The sequence below is a fragment of the Allobosea sp. 2RAB26 genome (genome assembly GCF_052115465.1).
Lineage (GTDB): Bacteria > Pseudomonadota > Alphaproteobacteria > Rhizobiales > Beijerinckiaceae > Allobosea.
The window spans coordinates 72,939-91,396 of sequence record NZ_JBFRGS010000017.1 but is presented as its reverse complement, the minus strand read 5'-3'; the positions used below and the strand labels follow the sequence as shown (position 1 = coordinate 91,396).

Annotated in this window: 17 protein-coding genes and 3 pseudogenes; 13 read left to right on the top strand and 7 right to left on the bottom strand. The window is 63.1% G+C overall.

The features are described from left to right. The first annotated feature begins 27 nt into the window (after positions 1 to 27). Complete coding sequence (locus tag AB4118_RS26880) at positions 28 to 1,167, top strand: AGE family epimerase/isomerase (protein ID WP_441492604.1); 1,140 nt, start codon at positions 28 to 30, stop codon at positions 1,165 to 1,167. A 548-nt stretch (positions 1,168 to 1,715) separates the two neighbouring features. On the opposite strand, the pseudogene AB4118_RS26875 reads toward AB4118_RS26880, so the two are convergent. From AB4118_RS26875 to AB4118_RS26850, 6 genes and pseudogenes are all read right to left on the bottom strand, one after another. Then, positions 1,716 to 1,990 (bottom strand): annotated as a pseudogene (locus AB4118_RS26875) (transposase); the annotation flags it as partial. Between the two features lie 87 nt (positions 1,991 to 2,077). After that, positions 2,078 to 2,437 (bottom strand): DUF7957 family protein, encoded by a 360-nt coding sequence (locus AB4118_RS26870; RefSeq protein ID WP_441492603.1) that lies wholly within the window; start codon positions 2,435 to 2,437, stop codon positions 2,078 to 2,080. A gap of 47 nt (positions 2,438 to 2,484) precedes the next feature. Then, positions 2,485 to 2,643: pseudogene (locus tag AB4118_RS26865) on the bottom strand (IS6 family transposase); the annotation flags it as partial. Between the two features lie 162 nt (positions 2,644 to 2,805). After that, positions 2,806 to 3,215: pseudogene (locus AB4118_RS26860) on the bottom strand (universal stress protein). A 264-nt stretch (positions 3,216 to 3,479) separates the two neighbouring features. Then, positions 3,480 to 3,707 carry a hypothetical protein gene (locus tag AB4118_RS26855; protein ID WP_441492602.1) on the bottom strand — a complete coding sequence of 76 codons (228 nt, stop codon included), beginning with the start codon at positions 3,705 to 3,707 and terminating at the stop codon, positions 3,480 to 3,482. A 7-nt stretch (positions 3,708 to 3,714) separates the two neighbouring features. Continuing rightward, the gene (locus AB4118_RS26850; RefSeq protein WP_441492601.1) at positions 3,715 to 3,942 is read right to left on the bottom strand and encodes a helix-turn-helix domain-containing protein; all 228 of its coding nucleotides are present in this window, start codon (positions 3,940 to 3,942) and stop codon (positions 3,715 to 3,717) included. A gap of 741 nt (positions 3,943 to 4,683) precedes the next feature. Here AB4118_RS26850 and AB4118_RS26845 point away from each other — a divergent pair. From AB4118_RS26845 to AB4118_RS26810, 8 genes are all read left to right on the top strand, one after another. After that, positions 4,684 to 5,400 carry an IclR family transcriptional regulator gene (locus AB4118_RS26845; protein WP_441480493.1) on the top strand — a complete coding sequence of 239 codons (717 nt, stop codon included), beginning with the start codon at positions 4,684 to 4,686 and terminating at the stop codon, positions 5,398 to 5,400. Between the two features lie 142 nt (positions 5,401 to 5,542). Next, on the top strand, positions 5,543 to 7,138 hold the full coding sequence (locus AB4118_RS26840; RefSeq protein WP_441492600.1) for a hypothetical protein: 1,596 nt from the start codon (positions 5,543 to 5,545) through the stop codon (positions 7,136 to 7,138). Continuing rightward, on the top strand, positions 7,135 to 7,845 hold the full coding sequence (locus tag AB4118_RS26835; RefSeq protein ID WP_441492599.1) for a hypothetical protein: 711 nt from the start codon (positions 7,135 to 7,137) through the stop codon (positions 7,843 to 7,845). The genes AB4118_RS26840 and AB4118_RS26835 overlap by 4 nt, the downstream gene beginning before the upstream one ends. A gap of 12 nt (positions 7,846 to 7,857) precedes the next feature. Further along, entirely contained in the window at positions 7,858 to 8,823 is a 966-nt protein-coding gene (locus tag AB4118_RS26830) for a dipeptidase (protein ID WP_441492598.1), read from the top strand. A 12-nt stretch (positions 8,824 to 8,835) separates the two neighbouring features. After that, positions 8,836 to 9,897: an ABC transporter substrate-binding protein gene (locus tag AB4118_RS26825; protein ID WP_441492597.1), complete on the top strand. Its 1,062-nt coding sequence runs from the start codon at positions 8,836 to 8,838 to the stop codon at positions 9,895 to 9,897. Further along, a complete protein-coding gene (locus tag AB4118_RS26820; RefSeq protein WP_441492596.1) occupies positions 9,894 to 10,769 on the top strand; it encodes an ABC transporter permease in 876 nt (291 codons plus the stop codon). Before AB4118_RS26825 ends, AB4118_RS26820 begins: the two co-directional genes overlap by 4 nt. 1 nt (position 10,770) lies before the next feature. Next, positions 10,771 to 11,556: an ABC transporter permease gene (locus tag AB4118_RS26815; protein WP_441492595.1), complete on the top strand. Its 786-nt coding sequence runs from the start codon at positions 10,771 to 10,773 to the stop codon at positions 11,554 to 11,556. Positions 11,557 to 11,573: 17 nt separating this feature from the next. Beyond that, positions 11,574 to 12,641 carry an ABC transporter ATP-binding protein gene (locus AB4118_RS26810; protein WP_441492594.1) on the top strand — a complete coding sequence of 356 codons (1,068 nt, stop codon included), beginning with the start codon at positions 11,574 to 11,576 and terminating at the stop codon, positions 12,639 to 12,641. 491 nt (positions 12,642 to 13,132) lie between these two features. Here AB4118_RS26810 and AB4118_RS26805 read toward each other — a convergent pair whose 3' ends face one another. Then, entirely contained in the window at positions 13,133 to 13,594 is a 462-nt protein-coding gene (locus tag AB4118_RS26805; RefSeq protein ID WP_441492593.1) for an Lrp/AsnC family transcriptional regulator, read from the bottom strand. Between the two features lie 60 nt (positions 13,595 to 13,654). Here AB4118_RS26805 and ehuR point away from each other — a divergent pair, with 60 nt between their 5' ends. The 4 genes from ehuR (at position 13,655) to doeA (ending at position 18,457) form a co-directional block, all read left to right on the top strand. Then, complete coding sequence (ehuR, locus tag AB4118_RS26800; RefSeq protein ID WP_441480484.1) at positions 13,655 to 15,109, top strand: MocR-like ectoine utilization transcription factor EhuR; 1,455 nt, start codon at positions 13,655 to 13,657, stop codon at positions 15,107 to 15,109. A gap of 134 nt (positions 15,110 to 15,243) precedes the next feature. Beyond that, complete coding sequence (gene eutB / locus AB4118_RS26795) at positions 15,244 to 16,272, top strand: hydroxyectoine utilization dehydratase EutB (RefSeq protein WP_441492592.1); 1,029 nt, start codon at positions 15,244 to 15,246, stop codon at positions 16,270 to 16,272. Then, complete coding sequence (eutC, locus tag AB4118_RS26790) at positions 16,269 to 17,282, top strand: ectoine utilization protein EutC (RefSeq protein ID WP_441492591.1); 1,014 nt, start codon at positions 16,269 to 16,271, stop codon at positions 17,280 to 17,282. Before eutB ends, eutC begins: the two co-directional genes overlap by 4 nt. Beyond that, entirely contained in the window at positions 17,279 to 18,457 is a 1,179-nt protein-coding gene (doeA, locus tag AB4118_RS26785; RefSeq protein ID WP_441492590.1) for an ectoine hydrolase DoeA, read from the top strand. The genes eutC and doeA overlap by 4 nt, the downstream gene beginning before the upstream one ends. Position 18,458: the final 1 nt, after the last annotated feature.

Below are 18,458 nucleotides of genomic sequence, written 5' to 3'. Positions count from 1 at the left end.
ATCTGGATTTAAAGGTGGGGCAAACATATGGTCGGGGTATCGGCAGAAGAGCTTTCGGCCTGGCTTACTGGGAGCCTACTGCCGGCTTGGCTCGCGCGGGCCTATGATCCGGAGCGCCGAGGCTATGCCGAATGGGTTCAGCCTAATGGAAGCATCATTGAAAGTGAGCGGCGCACGACGCTGGTTACGGCGCGAACGCTATACGTCTTCAGCCATGCCCATCTTCTCGGCGTACCCGGGGCGCTCGAAGCGGCGCGCCATGGCCTGTCCTTCCTGCTTAGTGCCTGCCGGGACAGCGATGGCCGGTTCATACATGCCTGCACGACCCAAGGTGAGATCATTGACGGCAAATCCGATTTGTACGATCTCGCCTTCGTCATCTTCGCGCTCGCCTGGTGCGCTCGTGCAATCGGAGAATCCGAACCGCTCGACCAAGGGGAAGCGGTGATGCGTTTTATCGAGACAGCCCTAGTCTCACCTTCCGGCGGCTTTCGCGAGGATACGCTCGGAACCCTGCCGCGCCGCCAAAACCCGCATATGCACCTGCTCGAAGCCTGCCACGCCATGGCGCAATCGTCCGGCGAAAAGCGCTGGCTTGAGCGCGCCGAGAGGATCGTGTGCCTGATGCAAGGGCGCTTCGCCGCGGACGGAACGCTCGGCGAGTTCTTCGACGACGAGTGGAAGCCCTTTGCCGGCGAGCAGGGTCGGATTCGCGAGCCCGGTCATCATTTCGAATGGACCTGGCTGCTCTATCACCACGAGCGCCTGACCGGTTCGGGCACTGCCCGGATGAGCGCACGGCAACTCTTCGCCTTCGGTGAGATGTTCGGCGCTGAAGCCGCCGGCAAGCCGGTGATCAACGAGGTCGATCAAAAAGGCGCGGTGCTCAACGGCGGGGCCCTGCTCTGGCCGCAGACTGAGTATCTCAAGGCGCTGGCGGCACGGCTCGAATTCGAGGATGACAACGACGCGACAAATCGGCTCAACGGCCATTTGCGCCTGATGTTCGAACGCTTCGTCGACGCGGATACCGGACTGTGGAGCAATCAGATCGATCGCCAAGGCTGGAGGGTGGCCGAGCCGATCCCGGTACGCGTACTCTACCATTTAGTGCTCGCAGTTGCAGATGTCTGCAGGGTGAAGCAGTCGCACAGTGCGAAATCGTGACCACGCGCACTATGTGTCCACCGATGAGAGTCGGCCGGCCCGGGACCGGCACCAAGCCGAGTTTAAGAGTGTTGTATTCGCCGACGGCCCGCAAGCCGAAGAGTAGGCCGGATACATATGAGCGACTTCCACCAGCCGAGAACGCTCGGGCGCGGCCGAGGTGAACGCCAAATATGACGGTGACTTGCCGCTCTCATTTTACAGATTTGTCCTCGAAACCTCGACGGAGATCACTTAAGCGCCGGGAACGTGATCAACTTTGCTCTGGCTCACGCTGCCCGAGCCGATCCCCCTTGTGTGGCAACCAGAAGGGGCGCATCTGCCGCCCGCGAGTTTCGGCCCGGAAAATCGCATCCATCAGAAATGCGATAACCTGCGGACTGGGATCCGGCTGTTGACGCCACCCACGACCTGATCCTCGCCTATGTCCCGCGCAGCGTCTGCAGTGTTCCCGTGCTGCCCGATACGCAATGGGCGAAGACCTTGTACCTCACGCTTGAAGGCGTGATGTTGGCACTTATAGAGCTTGCTCCCCGGTATCGAGCGCGTTTGTCGAACGTCAGGTCGGCGACGGCGCGGCGCAGCCGGGCGCTCTCCGCCTCGAGTTCGTCCATCCGCTTCACCTGATCCCTCTTCAGGCCGCCGAATTCACGGCGCGAGCGATAGTAACTCACCTCCGTCACGCCGATCGAACGGATCGCGTCGGCGACGGACTGGCCCTGCGAGACCAGCACATCGACCTGGCGCAGCTTCGCGACGATTCTTCAGGCTTATGGGCTTCTTCGCCATGGCGGGTACCGGCCAGGTCATCGTCGCGACCCATCACCGTCACTTGATTGATATCGCCCACCGGACGTGTTCCGAGGTCACCGTGCATGAGCTCCCGGCCTAACTTCGGGCTCCTCACCGCTTACTTCACGAAGTCTCTTCGGATCTCGCCGCCCGTCGCGGGATCAATCACCAGGCAATAGCCGCTCAGGCTGAGCGCCAGAATTCCGGCCTCACTTAGGCTGGTCTCGACAAACGTATCAGGCATGCTCGGTAAAGCTGCCCGCCACAACGCTCGGCCGGTTTTACCTATACAGAGCAAGTTCTCGAAGAGATTCGCCTTGCTGGAATCGGGCTCTATCAGAATGATGCATCGTTCGAGGCCGATGGGTATCGCCGACTTAATTGGGGCACCTCGATACAAGCCTTTCACCGCCAAGGATCCATCGCCGTTCCTTATGACGATGAAATTACCATTCGCTGTGAAAACGATCTCACCCATTGACTGCCACTCACGTCGCGACTGCGCCTCGATCGCGAGTATAACGCCCAGCGCCGCACCGTCTCATAGGAGACGACAATGCCACGCTCCAACGACATCTCTTCCGCCAGGCGAAGACTCAGGGGAAAGCAAAAATACAGCCACACCGCACGGACAATGATCGCTGGTGGAAACCGATGGCGCTTGTAGCTGCAGGGCGGACTCATGCCCGCGCTCTACACCGCTTACCGCCCCGCCGAAGTTAACGTGACAACGCCTCTGAGCACGTTGTACCCGCCTACTGAAACAGCGAGCTCAACGCTGCTGGCTCGCGGGATCAGAGACGCAGAGGAGGCACTGCGGATCGGAGCTATGGCAGGGAGGATCCACTACCGGATCACCAGTACAGGAATAGTCGTACTTGCCAACACCGCTGAAGTTTGGCTCCCGAGCACGACCTTCTGTACGCCACGCCGGCCGTGAGAGGACATCACGATGAGATCACAGCCCTTGAGCTTGGCAAATCGAACGATTGCCGCGGCTGGGGAAACATCGATCTCCTGTTCCAGATCTACCGAGACGCCGTGTTCGGACGCGCGTTGCTCAATGGAGGTAATGCGCTCCTTCATTAAAGCATCAATCTGCTGGCGGGCTGCACGCGCCATCTCCGGGCGCAGGGGCTCCGAAACGGTCAGCACGTGACTTTCGCCCCGAGCGGTTTGGCGAGCGCCAAGCCATGTTCGAGACCCTTGCGGGCGAGTTCGGGGTCGTCTGTGGCGATCAGAATGTGTTTGTACATTTGCCTCTCCGGTAGGAATTGCGCCGGCATCCTGGATGACATTGATCCGAAGACAATCGATCGCCGCAGTTACAAAAACCACAGTATCGAGCAGTTACAGCAGCACGAGGACTAGCAGGGTCACTATCAAAACCATCAGGTCGACGGCTATAACGACCATCCATTCCAGCCGTACTCCCACCAGCCGGTTCCACCGGGGCCTCAAAGCCGCAGATCGGAGAGAAACCTAGAAGTGGCTGGAGGCGCTCTGCTTGGCCTGAATGGCTATGCCAAGTTCCGTTCAATTGCGGATCGCGCAGCCTTGAAGGTCGCTTCTGCGTCCGGCACAGCGCCTTGCTGCTGTTCAAGAATGAGAAGGGCGATTTCGTAGATCTCCCTTATGTCGGCGGCCTGCAAAACGCCTTTTTGCACCAGGCAACGCAGGAGGCCGGCCATGGTTGCGGTGGAGACGAGGTTTGCTGCGGCGATGCCATGCGACGAGGCAACGGACATCGCGCGCTCATTGGGCCGCTGGATGTGCAGGTTCCGGCACGGTGTAACCGTCCGCTGCGTACAACGTAATTTTGTTACGCAACGTGCGGATGGAGATGCCGAGCAGAAAGGCGGCATGGGTGCGGTTGCCGCCGGTTTCCCGCAGCGTGGCGAGGATCAGCTGGCGTTCGACAAAGGCAACTGGCAGGCCGACGAACTGATCCACGACGGATCGCACAGCATCGAGCAGTTGCATGGTCACGGTCCTTTCCGAGCCCCCCAACCCTGATGGACACCTTAGAATGGCGCCCGCCGCGGTTAAGAAGCGGTAAATCGGCATGGGGCGGTAAGAGTGGACGCCGAGGGGATCGGCGCTCTCCGCCTCCCGTAGAGCTCCTGCCTGATCGTTATGGTCGGATGTTCACTGCAATAACCCGCGTGGGCAGTGGGGTTGCACGTGCGATCGCGATGGGCGCACGACCATCCGGCCGCCGCTGGTGCATCAGAAGCCTGGTGGACGCGCTCAACCGTTGCCCTGGCCATCGTATGCGCCGATGTCGCCGGCTGTTCCGGCCTGATGAGCGCCGACGAGGAGAGGACCTTTACTCGCGTACCGACGCTCATCAGCAAGATGGTTCAGCCGAGGCAGCGGAAACAAGGCGCACCGTCAAGACCATGCGCGACGGGTTCCTGGCGGAACTTACCAGCGTCATCAAGGCGGCCGAGTGCGCGGCGGAAGTCCGACAAAAATGCGCTGTGGCTGACCGGGACACGCGTTTCCGGAGGGATCCATGTGGCGACGTCATCGCTCAAGGGGCGACGTCTTCGGTGACGGCGTCAACATCGCGGCGCGTCTTCAGGAAGCTGCCGAACTGAGCGGATCCTCGGTTCCCGCGCGGTCCGCGGCGCGGATACCGAAGTGGATCGGCGCTGGCCTTGACACAGATCAAAATTGTATGATGCTATTAACATACATCGTATTCATATAGAAGACAACTTGGCTGTTCGCTCTCTCTCCACCACGCTCAAGACGCTCGCGGTCTGCGATGTCATCGCGGCATCCCCGAAGCCAATGCGACTGCCCGATGTCGTCAAGGCGACAGGCGACCAGCGCGCCGCGGTCTATCAGCGGCTGCGTACGCTGGTGGATGCAGGCTTTCTCGAGCAGACGGTCGAGGGCGCGTTCCGGCTAGCGCTACGCTTTCAGTTCTACGCAGTGCGTGCCCTCGAGCAGGCCAATCTCGGAGAACGGACGACAGAATTGCTTCAGGAGATCGTAGCCGAGAGCGGCGAAACGGCGACGATTTCAGTGCTCGACGGCTATCATGCGGTCATTATCAACCGGGTCGAATCGCATCAGGTACTGCGTGCCGATCTCCGGGTCGGCGCACGCATGGCGCTGGGCGCTAGCGCGTCGGGCTCCGTGCTCGTCGCCTTCGGCTCGCTGGAAATGCGTGAACGGCTGCGCGAGCAGGGCATCGCGCTCCCTGACGACATCGCGCTGGCAGAGGTTCGCGAACGCGGCTTTGCCCTCTTCGCACCGACGGACCCGCAATTCGTCGCGGCGGTTGCTGCACCGGTTTTCGACGCGGCCGGCCAATGCATTGCCGTCATCGCGATCTCCGGCCCGACCACGCGGTTCGATCACGCGAACTGCGCGCCGATTGCGGTCAGCGCGGCGCAACGCTTCAGCGCTCAATTCGGGAATGCATGACATGTCGGCCCTGCCATTCTCCCTCGCCTCCAAGCCCGGTCCCTGGCAGCCGCGGGCCCTGATGCGATCCCCCTCCACGCTCATGCGACCGGAGATATTGGCCGCGATTCAACCGTCACGGATCAGTGCATCGCGGACCCTGATGGCTCGCGCCTCACATCAGCGCTGGCAGATCACCTGTCAGGATTTCGATATCGACGCGCGCGGTCGAGGCACGGCGCGCTACGGCATCGAGGCCGATGGCTGGCACTTCACCTTCCCAATCTTTTCGTTCGAGCCCTCAGGTCGCGAGCGCACTGGCCGCATCATCGGCCGGTCCTGGGACATGATGGGCGGTTTGATCGAAGGCAAACTTTCGGCCGCCGGCATCGAGCAACTTAGACAGGAACTGCCGAAGCTCTATGAGGGCCGCGCTACCCCGCAGACCTTGACCTGGGCGCGCTCGAACCGCTCGGGACGGCTGTTCGACCTTGCCGTCGACCATCTCGCATCCGGGCAACAGCCGCCCATCGCCGAGCTCGGCCGCACCTGCTACTTCATGCGCAACACCGGCATCGACGGCAACGGCACCTTCGGCACCAAGTCCTTCCTTGCCTTCGCGCCGGACCATCCGCTGCGAGCCTCGCTGCAAGCGCAAATGCTCACCGCCTATATGATGCGCGTCTTTGCCGGCGATCTCGTCCAGCATTTTGCGCGGATGAAGGGCGGCCCGGCGGCAGTGGCGATGCAGCCCGAGTTGCGCCGCTTCCTGGGTGTCGGCAACGGCTCGGCGCTGGGGCTGATGTTCTTCGTCAATAACCATCCTCGCCTGATCGACCGTTGGCTGACGATCCACGAGGAGGCCATCGCCCATGGCCGGTTGCTGCGTGTCGGTCCCGATGCTGCCCCGCTGGTTCAATTGGCGGCACTGCTCGACAAGGCAATCCTGGCGCGGCGCCAGGATCGGGCCGAATATGAAGCCTTCGCGCCAAGCAGCATCGTCGCTGACGACCTCGCCATCATCCGCCGCGAACTCGGCCAGTTGATCGAGCGCGTGCGCGCCGGCTGCGCCGAGGCGACCCCACTCGTCGACTTCACCGCTTCGCTCGACGGCCGCGTCAATCGCGAGGCCCACGAAACGCTACTGTCTCTCATCATCGAACTCGTGCCCGAAATCGCCGATGGCCTGGCACAAACTCTCGTGATCGATGAGGATCTCGCCGGCCGCCCCGAAATGCCGATCGGACGGCTACAAGAGATCCTGAGGGCCGATTACAGCTGGGCCTTCGATCTCGATCTCGTCTCCGAGCGCTCACAGCGCTACGTCTGGTACAAATCGCGCACGGCCGAGGAGCCGCGTCGTGGACCACGCGAAGAGATCGGCGCGGCTCATAATCTTGGCCTCGATCTGCCGCGCCTCGTCGTTGCACTCGATCGCGATCTCGCTGCCGCCGATCCCCGCCTCAGCGTCGCGCGCTTCCTCATGGCGCACCCATTGCACCGGCAGATCGTGATCCGCATCCAGGCGCTTGCTGGACTGCCCTATCATTCGCCGCATGCCGACATCATGGGCGAGGACTTCGTTCCGGCGCATATCACCCGGCTCTTGAACGTCGGCATCCACGGTATCGACAAGGCCCGCGACTTCCTGAACCGCAATCTGCGCGGCGTGATCTTCCACGGCGCCCCGACCCCCGAAGATCTCGCCTCGGGGAGCGCCGCTTCCCATTGGTTCTATCCCGCGGAGCCTCAGGCATGATGCTATCCGAAACGCTGATCCTGTCCGTGCGCGAACTCCGGCTCATTCTGGAGCGACTGGTTCAGGCCGCCGGCACGCCCGCTGGGCTATTACCCTCCGTGCGCGATTGCGCATTCTATTCCGCCGTGCTGCCGGGGCCAGGTCTGTCTGGCATCGCACAGCAGATAGAGCACGTGCGTGCGAGCGGCGTTGCCCCGCTCGCCGATGTCAGCACTGACGGCGAATTGACGATAGACTGCGGCGGCCAGCATGCCTGGATGGTGGCCGAGACGCTGCTTGACTTGGCTGTCGAGCGCTTTCGGTTGACCGGCCGGGGGGAGGTTTTGGCGCTCAATCTCACAGAGCCCCCCGAATTGCGCGTCGTATCGGGGCTTGCTGAGCGTTTCGGCCTCGCGGCTATCGTCGAGCCGAAGGGCAACGGTGCCCAAGTGTCGTTGATGGACCGCCCCGCGGCGAAGCGCCGTGCCATCGACATGGTTCGCCATGACGGCCTCTCCGCTGCGGCGTCGAGTTGGTGGCCGCTCTACAAGGCATCGCATGATGCCCTGATGCCCGATTCCTTCGAGAGCCGCCGACATGCTGGCACCGTGCGGGTAGAGGCAGACGGACGCGTCGTTGGTCGCAATGACGAGGACGAGACCGATCTATCGATGCTGACCGCCGATCCGTCCCGGCTTCAGCCCAATCCTGTTTCCTCCGCTTCGTAAAGGCGCGCCCCGATGCTGATAGACGGTTTGCAATGTGGTTTCTTTGACCGCGGCGTATTCGAAGATCTCAAGGCCGGCGGGTTCAGTTGCGTCACACCGACGCTCGGCTTTTGGGAGGGCGCGATCGAGTCCTTTGATTCTGTCGCGAAATGGCGCGATCTCGAGCGCGCCAATGCTGATCTGATGACGATCGTGCGGAAGACGGACGACATTCTCGCGGCCGAGCGCGATGGCAAGGTCGCGATGTTGCTGGGTTACCAGAACACCAATCTGCTCGATGGCCGGATCCGTTATGTCGAGCTCTTCGCCGATCTCGGCGTCAAGGTCTTGCAGCTGACCTACAACAACCAGAACGAGCTCGGCTCTAGCTGCTACGAGAGGGTCGATCCTGGCCTTGCACGCTTTGGCCGTGAGGTTGTCCGGGAGATGAACCAGTGCGGCATGCTGATTGATCTCTCACATGTCGGCGACCGGACCACGCTCGATACGATCGAATGGTCGCAGAAGCCGGTCTCGATCACCCATGCCAACCCGGCCTCCGTCTTCCCGCACAAGCGCAACAAGACGGATGCAATCATCAAGGCACTCGCTGAAAAGGGCGGCGTCATCGGCTGCGCAGCCTATCGCAACATAACGCCGGAGCCGGCCTGCGACAGCGTCGATGCCTGGGCCCAGATGGTGGCGCAGACCGTCGAGATTGCCGGTATCGACCATGTCGGCCTCGGCACCGACTTTAGCCACCATTCCAATCAGGTCTACCTCGACTGGATGCGCTCGGGCCGCTGGACCCGCTCTGTGCAGTACGGCGCCGCCTCGGCGGCCAAGCCCGGCCCCAGTGAGAAGCCGGCCTGGCTCAAAAGGATCAGCGGCCTGTCCGATGTCGGACCGGCGCTGGCGCGGGTCGGTTTCCACGCAGCCGAAGTCGAGAAGATCACCTCCGGCAACTGGCTTCGCCTCTATCGCGCAACGATCGGTTGAGAGGACAGCACCATGGCTAGGACCGTACTGACTCCACCGCGGACCACGCGCCGCGCCCTGCTATCGATGCTTGGGAGCGGCATCGTCGCGATGCCCTTCATCCGGAAAGCCCGCGCCGCCGACACCCTCTATATCAACACCTGGGGCGGTCCCTGGGAAGAAGCAGCGCGCGCGATACTCTTCAACCCGTTCACGGCGGAGACCGGAATCGAGATCCGCACGATCGCGCCGGTCTCCTTCGCCAAGCTGGCGGCGCAAACGCGGACTGGTATCTATGAATTCGACGTGACGACGCTCGGCGTCGCTGAACTCGGCCGCGCCAATCACGCCAAGCTGATCGACACCTATGACGAGAGCAAAATTCCGGCGTCGTCGCTCTGGCCCGGCGCGGTGACACTGAACGGCATCAACTCCCATGCCTTCGCCAACATCATCGCCTACCGCCGCGATAAAATATCCAATGGCGGCCCGAGGAACTGGGCGGATTTCTGGGACACGACCAAATTTCCGGGTTCGCGCAGCCTGCAGAACTATCCCGCACGCGTGCTTGCCTTCGCATTAATGGCTGATGGCGTCGAGCCTGCGAAACTGTTTCCCTATGATCTCGACCGCGCCTTCAAGTCGCTCGACAGGATCAAGAAGGATGTCCGCGTCTGGTGGAGCCAGAGCCCGCAATCCCAACAATTGCTGCGCGATGGCGAGGTCGAATTGATCGGGATGTGGAACACCAGCGCGCAGACGATGGTCGACCAGAAGCAGCCAATCGAACTCGTCTTCGACCAGGCCGTGATCGATGTCGCGACCTGGGTGGTAGCGCGCGGCTCTCCGAGGGCGAAGAACGCTTGGCGTTTCATCGAGTTTGCCGTGGGGCCAGAGCGGCTCGCGCAGTTCGCGCAGAAGAACAATTACGGCCCGATGAACCCCGCTTCGTTCAAATACCTGTCGCCCGAGGTCATCAGCCATATGCCGACCTCCCCCGAGAACCTGCCGAAATCCGTCATCCTCGATGCCGAGAAGCTACTGCCTCAGCTCGACACAATGGCCAAGCGCTTCGAACAATGGCTCTCGACTTGACCCTATCCCCCCCTGCGCAAGGCCGCGCCTGGAGCGCGGCTGGATGGGGCAAAGCCCTGTTCCGGCCGCCCTTCCTGCTCTATGCGCCGGCGACCCTGTTCCTGGCAGTGTTCTTCCTCGCACCGCTGGGCCTCGTCGTCTGGATGAGCGTGAGCGAACCGACGGTCGGCTTCGACAACTACGCTGAGTTCTTCGCCTCGAAATACGATCTCAACGTCCTGATGCGCACCTTCCAAACGGCACTGATCGTCACGATCACCAGCCTCGTCTTCGCTTATCCCGTGGCTTACGTCGCGGCCCGAAAGGGTGGCGCAGTCGGCTCCTTCCTACTTGGCATCGTGGCGCTGAGCTTCTGGACGAGTTTTCTTGTGCGAACCTATGCCTGGATGGTGATCCTGGGTGCGCGCGGGCCTGTTGTCGGACTCCTGGTCGCGCTTGGCGTCACCCCGCCGCCGCGTCTGCTCTTCACCACTTTTGCTGCGACCTTCGCCATGGCTCATATGTTGGTACCGTTCATGGTCCTGGCGCTGTATGCCGTCATGAAGCGCATCGACGAGGTGTATATGCGTGCGGCAGCCAGCCTCGGCGCCCGGCCGCTCAAGGCATTCCTGACGGTTTATCTGCCGCAAAGCCTGCCCGGCGTCCTCAATGGTGCGACGCTCGTCTTCATTACCTGCCTCGGCTTCTATGTAACGCCGACGCTGATTGGCAGCCCGCAGGACAAGATGATCGCCGGCCGCATCGGCCAGCAAATCGAGCAGCTTCTCGAATTCGGCGCGGCTTCAGCAACCTCGATGGTCCTGCTCGCCGCGGCGGTGGCGCTCTTCGTGGTCTATGATCGCCTGTTCGGCATCGAAAAGATGTGGAGGTGAGATGTCGCGCTCCACGGTGATCATCGCGGTGGCCGTCGCGATCCTGCTAGCCGGGCCGATGTTCATCGTCGTGCCTATGTCCTTCAGCACCGCGCCATCACTTGAGTTTCCGCCGCCTGGCTACTGGCTCGGCTACTATCGGCACTTCTTTTCCGATCCCAACTGGACCGGTCCGGTCTTGAATAGCTTCCTGATCGGGCTCGGCACCATGGTCTTGGCGATGCTGCTCGGCGCTCCCGCTTCCTTCGCGCTAGTGCGCTATCGGTTTCGCCTCCGGGCGCTGTTCCGGCTCATCGTGATGATGCCGTTGATTGTGCCGCATATCGTAATGGCACTGGGCTATTATAGCTATTTCGGTTCGCTCGGGCTGGTCCAGAGCATGACCGGCGTGATCCTCGCCCATGCCTGTCTGTCGATCCCGGTCGTGGTGTTGACCTTGACCTCGGCGCTGGTCAATTTCGATCGCCGGCTTGAGAACGCCGCGGCGAATCTGGGCGCCCGGCCGCTGACGACCTTCCGGTTGGTGACGTTTCCGATCTTGCGCCCGGCCTTCTTCGTGGCTGCGCTGTTTGCCTTCATCCATTCCTTCGACGAGGCAGTGATCGCGATCTTCATCTCCGGTCGCGACAGCGCGACCTTGCCTCGCCAGATGTTCAACAGCTTCCAGATGGAAGCCGACCCCGCCATTTCCGCCGCATCCTCGCTGCTGCTGGCTGCCGTTCTGGCCGCGCTCGGTGCGCAGTTCGCCGCCCGGCTCGTGCGTAAGCAACGGCCTGCGCACTCCTGAGACGCTGGAGCCTTCCGATGGAAACCGCCCGTTCGCTGTCGCTGAAATCGGTGACCAAGAGCTATCTGCCAGGGCAAAATGCGGTCGAGGCCATCGACCTCGATGTCGCACCTGGTGAGTTCATCTCCTTCCTTGGCCCCTCCGGTTCCGGCAAGACGACAACGCTGATGATGATCGCGGGATTTGCGCGTCCGACGCGAGGCGAGATCAGCATCGCCGGGCGCCAGATCGATGCAGTCGAGCCCTACGACCGCAATATCGGGATGGTATTCCAGAATTACGCTCTGTTTCCTCATATGAACGCGGCGCAGAATGTCGGCTTTCCCTTGCGCATGCGTGGCGTCGCCAAGGTGCCGGCGCAAGCCAAGGTTACGGCCGCGCTCGCGATGGTCGGCCTCGCCGAATATGCTGGCCGGGCCCCGGCCGAGCTTTCCGGCGGCCAGCAGCAGCGCGTTGCATTAGCGCGCGCCCTCGTCTTCCAGCCTGACCTCGTTCTGCTCGACGAGCCCCTGGGAGCGCTTGACAAGACTTTGCGGGAACAAATGCAGATGGAGTTGAAGCGCATCCACCGCGAGCTTGGCGTCACGATGGTCTACGTGACCCACGATCAGACCGAGGCAATGGCCATGTCGGACCGCATCGCTGTGTTCAACCGGGGTCGCATTGAGCAGATCGGGACGCCGAGCGAGGTTTACTTCACGCCGAAGACGCGCTTCGTCGCCTCCTTCGTCGGGGATAGCAATCTACTCTCGGGTAAGACACGCGAAAGTGGCCTCGTCGATGTTGCCGGCATCGGCCCGATCGCGACCAGCGCCGAGCACGTTCCGCCTGGCAAAGACGTCAGCATACTCGTCCGCCCTGAAACAATCCGGCTCAGCTCCGAACGTGCGGAACTATCGCCGTTGCGAAATTCAATCACCATCGCGGAGATAGTGAACTATGGCGATAGCGTCCTTGTCCTCGGGCGCAAGGCCGGCCAGGAACTGCGGATCCGGGTCCCCAGCATGGAAATGCCGGACCTGCGTCGGGGCGATGAATGCGACATAGAATGGGCCCCCACCCGCATCCATGTGATCGAGCACTGACGCCGCAACGATTGCTATGTAGCACCGTGTAGCTCGGCTCAGGATCGGATGATCTGCGTATTTTAGGGATGAGAGAGGATGCAGCTGTGCTCATGCCTGTCGTGCGCGAGCAAGTTGGCGCGGACACCTCGGCACTGCCTGCTGCCAGAGGGTTTTTGCTGATGGAGAACCGGGATATGAGTCCTTCGTCGTCTGGCATTTGATCTGCCAACAAAGCCAAGATCGAGGGGAGCGCTCGAGGATCGATCGCAGCTTCGTTGATTTAGCTACGCGTGTGTCGGGTAAAATACCGCAGGGATCAATCTCCGGCTCCAGGCTGAACTTCGCCTGTACCAATGCATTGGTCCGGATCGCGCTAATTCCGGTCATTGAGAGATCGCCCGGAATATTTATGCGCCATTTGATTTGCGAACTGAAGCCAAAGGGAAAGAGAAGTGACTATTTGTCGCTTCTGACGGAAGCGGATATTCGTTGGATCCTTGGCCGTGCTGCTATGCACGTGAATGCGCTTCGACGAGCGGGATGCTCTTGGTCACGACAAAGGTGTAGTATCGCTCGATCCCGATCGCGGGGTCGAGCAGCCTGTCGATCAGGCGCTGATAGCTGTCAATGTCTGGCACGACCACGCGCATGATGTAGTCGATGCCTCCGCCGGTGGCATCGCAAGCGACGATCGCCGGTTCCCTCGCCACCGCCTCCTCGAAGCGACGGAAATCCGCCTGCTGATGGCTCTTCAGGCTGATCTCGACGATCACCGTGGTGCGCGGCGCCGCCACCCCGAGATCGACGATGGCGGTATAGCCCTTGATCACGCCGGCCTCTTCCATCCGGCGCAACCGCTCCCAGCAGGCCGCCGGCGACAGCGCGACCGTTTCGGCGAGTTTGAGCTTGGTCATGCGGCCGTCACGCTGCAGGGCTGCGACGATCTTGAGATCGATGGGATCGAGCTTCATCTTCGGTGACCGCACGTGCATAATGTCATGAATTCTGACTCCTAAGAACGAGACAATCCCATGTTCCGTCAAGCCGCGCGGCCTTCCGGCAACAGGCTTTCTCCGGTTGTGGAGAAGGCCGTCGAATGGCACCCGGTCCTGACGAAGCAGAGGGGCGCGACCAAGCATGCCGCGCTGACCGAGCGCATCATCGGCGACATAAGCGCCGGCGTTCTGAAGCCGATGGACCGGATGCCAACCCATCGCGACCTCGCCCGCGAGCTCGGCATCTCCGTCCAGACCGTCAGCCTCAGCTACAAGGAGGCCGAGCGACTCGGCTATCTCAGCGGCGAGGTCGGGCGCGGGACCTTCGTGAAGAGCCGTGTCACCGAGCAGGCAGGGCGGCTGATGCTCGACCGCAGCCCGACGCAGATCGTCGACCTCTCGATCGTGCGCGGGGTATATCTCGATGCGCATGAGGCGGCCTCGCGCCAGGTGCTGGCCGCGTTGGCCGAGGGCGACACCAGCGCCTTCATGCGGCCGTGCCGGCCGATCGCGGGCCTCGACCGCCATCGCGAAGCGGCGCGGCTTTGGCTCGGGCCGCTCGGCGTGGAGACATCAGCCGAGCGCATCCTGATCACGAACGGTGCCGCGCACGCGCTCTTCCTGGCTCTCGCCTGCGTGGTCCGCGCCGGCGACCTCGTGCTGACCGAGAACCTGACCGATCATGGAGTCATCGGCCTCGCCAATGTTCTCGGTTTCAGCCTCAGGGGCCTGCCGACCGATGAGGAAGGCGTTCGCCCCGATGCGGTCGAGGCAGCGTGCCGTGCTGGCGGTGTGCGTGCGCTGGTCCTCATCCCGACGCTGAACAATCCGACGAGCCATGTCGCTGGCCCCGAGCGCCGCCGCGCCATTGCCGAGATCGCGCAGCGCCACGGCGTCTTCGTCGTCGAGGACGAGGTCTACAAGCCGCTCATACCCGAGCCGCTCCCGTCGATCACAGCGATGCTGCCGGATCTCGGTTTTTTCCTCACCAGCTTCACCAAGACGGTGCTGACCGGCCTGCGCGTCGGCTATCTGGTCGTGCCGCCGCAATACTCGATCCGCGCTGCCTCGATCCTGCGCGTGACGAGCTGGAGCGGCACCTATCTGCCAGCCGAGATCGCGACGCGCTGGGTCGAGGACGGTACGGCGGAAAGGCTGCTCGCCGTCCAGCGCGAGGAGGCCAAGGCGCGCCAGCACATCGTGACGGAGACACTCGGGAGCCACGTCGCCTCGAGCCATCCGCTCTCGCTCTGCGCCTGGCTCAAGGTGCCCACGCATTGGACCGAAGACAGCCTGGTGCGCTCGCTCGCCGACCGGCGCGTGGCGGTGACGCCGTCCGATCCCTTCGTGGCCGGCGTCGGCCATGGCGGCGGCATCCGCATCTGCCTTGGTGGGCGGATGAGCCATGAGCTGCTGACCCGGACGCTGACGAGTGTACGCCAGACTTTCGAGCAGCTTCCGCCGGTCTTCGATATCGGCGCGATCGGCTGAGAGCTGCGGCCGCAAACGGCACGGTCTTCTTCGCGTCATTGCCGCGTGCGGGCTGCTCCCGTTATGATTGAATCATTACAATATAATAATTGACATGAAATTTTCTCCCTCGCAGCATGACAAGCGAGAGGGAAATGAAGGTGATCAAACCGCATCTTGCCACTGCCGAAGCAGATCGGCCGGCCGCTCCGTCGGCCTCCCTGGCCTTGCCCGACATCGAAGCCGCAGCGGCGCGTATCGCCGGCCGGGTGGCGCGCACGCCGCTCGTCGCCTCGGCCTTCCTGAGCCGACTGTGCGGCCAGCCCGTCCATCTAAAGCTCGAAACCCGCCAGCCGATCGGCGCCTTCAAGCTTCGCGGCGCGATGAACGCGGTGCTGGCTTTGGACGAAGATCAGCGCCGGCGCGGGCTCGTGACCGCGTCCACCGGCAATCATGGCCGCGCGGTTGCCTACGCTGCCCGGGAGCTCGGCGTTGCCGCCACGATCTGCATGTCGACGCTGGTGCCGACGAACAAGGTCGAGGCGATCCGCTCGCTCGGCGCCGAGATCCGCATTATCGGCCATTCTCAGGACGATGCGCAGGTCGAAGTCGAGCGTCTGGTCGCCGAGCACGGGTTCACCCCGATCCCGCCCTTCGACGATCCTGACGTCGTTGCCGGCCAGGGCACGATCGGGCTCGAACTGATCGAGGATCTGCCCTCGCTCGCCTGCGCACTGGTCCCGCTCTCGGGCGGCGGGCTCGCGGCCGGCGTCGCGGTGGCAGTCAAGGCGCTGCGGCCTTCCGTCAGGATCGTCGGCATCTCGATGGAGCGCGGCGCCGCCATGGCCGCGGCGATCGTGGCGGGCCGGCCGGTCGAGATGGCCGAGGAGGAAACGCTGGCGGATTCACTCGGCGGCGGCATCGGCCTCGCCAATCGGGTCACCTTCGCCCTGTGCCGCGATCTCATCGACGAGGTCGTGCTGCTGAGCGAAGCGGAGATCGCAGCCGGCATCCGTCACGCCGCACGCGAGGAGGGCGAGGTTGTCGAGGGGGCCGGGGCGGTCGGCATCGCCGCCCTGCTCGCCGGCAAGGTCAGCCCGCCAGGCCCGGCGGCGCTCATCGTCTCCGGCCGCAACATCGATGAAGCCGCGCACCGGCGCATCGTCTCGGGAGCCACCGCATGAGCCGTATGCTCGTCCTCACCGAGGCGGAATTGCGCCGCGTCGTCAGGCTCGATGCGAGCGCGGTCGCTTGTGTCGAGGAAGCCTTCGCAGCGCTCGCCACCGAGCCCGTCGCCATGCCGCCGATCCTGCGGCTCGACATTCCCGACTATCGCGGCGAGGTTGACGTGAAGACGGCCTATGTGCCGGGCCTCGACGGTTTCGCGATAAAGGTCAGCCCCGGTTTCTTCGACAATCCCAAGCTCGGCCTGCCCAGCCTCAATGGGCTGATGATCCTGTTCAGCGCCCGCACCGGCCTCGTCGAGGCGCTGCTTCTGGACAATGGCTATCTCACCGATGTGAGGACGGCCGCCGCCGGAGCCGTCGCGGCGCGTCATCTTGCTCGGCCCGATGCTGCGGTCGCCGCGATCTTCGGTGCCGGAATGCAGGCGCGGTTCCAGCTCGAAGCGCTGGCGCTGGTGCGGCCGATCCGCGAGGCGCGGATCTGGGCACGTGATCCGTGCAAAGCCGGTGAGGCCGCGACGGACCTCTCCCGGAAGCTCGGCTTTTCCGTCACCGCCGTGGCTGATCCTCAGGCCGTCGCGCGCGGTGCCGATGTCATCGTCACCACGACGCCGGCGCCACAGCCGATCCTGCTGGCGGACTGGCTCGAGCCCGGCCAGCATATCACCGCGATGGGCTCCGACAGCGAGCACAAGAACGAGATCGATCCGGTCATCTTCGCCCGCGCGACCTATGTTGCCGATCGCCTCAGCCAGACTCGGCGCCTCGGCGAGCTCGCATCTGCGATCCGCGCCGGTCTGGCTACGAGCGACCAGAGCTTCGCCGAGCTCGGCGAGGTCATAGCCGGCAAGCGTCCCGGCCGGTCGCGTACCGACGAGATCACCTTCGCGGACCTAACCGGCACGGGCGTGCAGGACACCGCGATCGCCAATCTTGCCGCCGCCCGCGCCCGCGATGTCGGCGCCGGGCAGACCATCGACACCAGAGCCGAAGCGGGAGACGCCGCGTGACCGTGACCCTGAATTTCACCCGCGAGGAATATGCCGAGCGCCTCGCCAAGGCCCGCGCCGCCATGGAGCGGGCTGGCGTCGAGCTGATGATTGTCACCGACCCGTCCAACATGCATTGGCTCACCGGCTATGACGGCTGGTCGTTCTACGTCCACCAATGCGTGCTCGTGCCGCCGACGGGCGAGCCAATCTGGTATGGCCGCAAGCAGGACGCGAATGGCGCGAAGCGCACCGCCTATCTCGCCCACGACAACATCATCGGCTATCCCGACCACTACGTTCAATCGACCGAGCGCCACCCGATGGATCTGCTCGCGCAGATCATTGCCGAGCGCGGCTGGGACAGGCTTCCTATCGCGGTCGAGATGGACAATTACTACTTCTCGGCGGCGGCGTTCGCCTCGCTGCGGACGCACCTGCCGAATGCCCGTTTCAAGGATGCCGGCGGGCTGGTGAACTGGCAGCGCGCGGTCAAGAGCAATACTGAGCTCGACTACATGCGCAAGGCCGGCCGCATCGTCGAGCTGATGCACCAGCGCATCGTCGAGGTCGTCGAGCCCGGCATGCGCAAATGCGACCTCGTCGCCGAGATCTACGATGCCGGCATCCGCGGCACGGCCGAGTTCGGCGGCGACTATCCGGCGATCGTGCCGCTGCTGCCTTCGGGCGCCGACGCCTCAGCTCCGCACCTGACTTGGGACGACAAGCCGATGCGATCAGGCGAAGGCACTTTCTTCGAGATCGCCGGCGCCCATAAGCGTTACCACTGCCCACTGTCGCGCACCGTCTTCCTGGGCAAGCCGACACAGGCTTTCCTCGACGCCGAGAAAGCGACGCTCGAAGGCATGGAAGCCGGCCTCGCCATAGCGAAACCCGGCAACACCTGCGAGGACATCGCCAACGCATTCTTCGCGGTGCTGAAGCGGTACGGCATCATCAAGGACAACCGCACCGGCTACCCGATCGGTCTGTCCTATCCACCCGATTGGGGCGAGCGCACCATGAGCCTCAGGCCCGGCGACCGGACCGAGCTCAAGCCCGGCATGACCTTCCACTTCATGACCGGCCTCTGGCTCGAGGACATGGGGCTCGAGATCACGGAGAGCATCGCGATCACGCAGACCGGCGTCGAGTGCCTGTCGAACGTGCCACGCCAGCTCTTCGTCAAGGGGTAAG